The organism is Roseibium sp. MMSF_3247 (assembly GCF_030733765.1).
In the GTDB taxonomy this organism is placed as follows: Bacteria; Pseudomonadota; Alphaproteobacteria; order Rhizobiales; family Stappiaceae; genus Roseibium.
This window is the reverse complement of sequence record NZ_JASHII010000031.1, coordinates 1-1,905: the sequence shown is the minus strand read 5'-3', so window position 1 is coordinate 1,905 and position 1,905 is coordinate 1. Positions and strand designations below refer to the sequence as shown.

Genomic DNA, 1,905 nt, shown 5'->3' with positions numbered 1-1,905 from the left:
GCTTGCGGCCGGACAGATTGCGTGAAAACAGCTGGCGACTGTCGCGCGCCTAAACCTCAAACAACGTGACAGCACTCTTATGCGCCATCCAGAAAAGTTGCCGCGTTGGTGGCAGCTGGCCATTTTTTGGGAGCATCACGCGGCTTGCCGCAGGGCGCCAGTCTCTTCTTTGGATCTCAATATGCAATTGGCCTCGGGCTTTGGGCCGCGGCATCGTTTGTTTTTGTTGCCGTTCATTCAGTGCTTTGGACCCGAACATCCGGGAGACCGCGCGCGCTGCGCTATTTTAGTGCAACTGTTCTGATGAGCCTGCCGCCCCTTGGCATCATGGGGTGGGCCAGTCCGATCACAGCAGCTGGCGTGCTCTTTACAGGATGGGGTTGGTTCGGGCTGGCAGCAACCGCGATCCTGTTGCTTGCCATGACGACAAACCTTTGGCGGATCGCGGTTCCCGTCGTCACGGGGCTTGCTGCCTGGTCCGCGGCAGTGTGGACCGAGCCGAGGGTAAGTGAGGGCTGGACCGGCATCAACACGACTTTCCGCCACGAAGGAGCTGGACAGCATGCTGGGTATGCGCAGCAGCTGGAGACCATTGCCCTGGTTCGCAAAGCGGCCGGGCAGGGTTCGAACGTCATCGTTCTGCCAGAGAGTGCGTTAGGTTTATGGACCCCGACCACCGAGAGGCTTTGGACCGACGCCTTGTCCAATTTACCGGTGACGGTGGTTGGGGGCGCCACAATCATCCATCGAGACGGCTATGACACGGTGCTGGTGGAGATCTCCGGAAACGGAGTGCGAATTCTCTACCGTGAGCGCATGCCGGTTCCGATCTCGATGTGGCAGCCTTGGCGGCAGCTCACGGGCGATGGCGGGGGCGCGAATGCCTATTTCTTCGACAATCCAATTGCGCCAGTTGCCGGGACGCGCGTTGCGCCGCTGATTTGCTATGAGAAGCTTATCATTTGGCCTGTTCTGCAATCCATGGCCATGGGGTCAAAGGTCATCGTTGCGATCAGCAACGGATGGTGGACGGGGGACAGCAACATCACCGACATTCAACGGGCCAGCGTCACAGCATGGGGGAAGCTGTTTGATGTGCCGCTCGTGATGGCGGTGAATGAGTGAAACCAGGATGGATGCTGATCTGATTGGAAAATATACCTACCCCTCCTAAACACCTGCCATCCTTGAAGAGTTCATCGCAGCAGTTGGTTCGCAGGATCCGCTAAGTGTGACCGTTCGGGCCGGGTCGAAAACGTTTCTGGTTCGACAAGTTAAGTCTTCGAAAGAGGCCATGAAACTGGTTCAGGATCACCTCGGCAAAGCCGTCGTGCGCGTAGGGTTCACGCAATACCCCGTTGGCATTGGCATCGCGGATAAGTCAAAGGTCACGACGGACGTGTTCGACACCTGCAACAACATCAAGAATGGGACCGCGCTGTTTGCGCGACATGTTCATGTCCCCATCGAGCCATGGATCGATTGTGGAAACAAACGGACCAAGCTTTGGAAGTTGTCGAGTAAGATAGCAACTTGCGAACCGCGTCGCGCGATATATTGAAATGCTTCGCCGCCTGGCGCTGCGCCATGCTTTCTGAGCACGCAAGACGGACTCTCAAATGCAATTCCACGGTATAGACCCCGTAACCCTCCTGCCGTCATCGCAGAAGGGAAATGGGTGTAGGACTTTTTGAGCCGCCCGCAGCTTGTGTGGTTGCCACCTGGAATGCAAAAAACTTATGTGCCTTATGTACGGGTGATCAAGTGTGGTCTTGTGTCAGGCCTTCATTGTGGCAATACAGCATGGCAACTCCGCCAAGAAATCCAGGATAACGTACAAGATTTTTCGCACTTTCGAATTTGACGGCTCCTTCTAGAGTGTTTGAAGGAGAGTAAGGAATGGTT

Annotated in this window: 3 pseudogenes; 2 read left to right on the top strand and 1 reads right to left on the bottom strand. The window is 56.0% G+C overall.

The features are described 5' to 3' along the window. Positions 1-90: 90 nt before the first annotated feature. Positions 91-1,125 (top strand): annotated as a pseudogene (locus RBB44_RS25465) (conjugal transfer protein TraB); the annotation flags it as partial. A gap of 106 nt (positions 1,126-1,231) precedes the next feature. Further along, a pseudogene (locus RBB44_RS25595) lies at positions 1,232-1,402 on the top strand (conjugal transfer protein TraH); the annotation flags it as partial. Between the two features lie 33 nt (positions 1,403-1,435). Here RBB44_RS25595 and RBB44_RS25460 read toward each other — a convergent pair. Then, positions 1,436-1,631 (bottom strand): annotated as a pseudogene (locus RBB44_RS25460) (IS21 family transposase); the annotation flags it as partial. Positions 1,632-1,905: the final 274 nt, after the last annotated feature.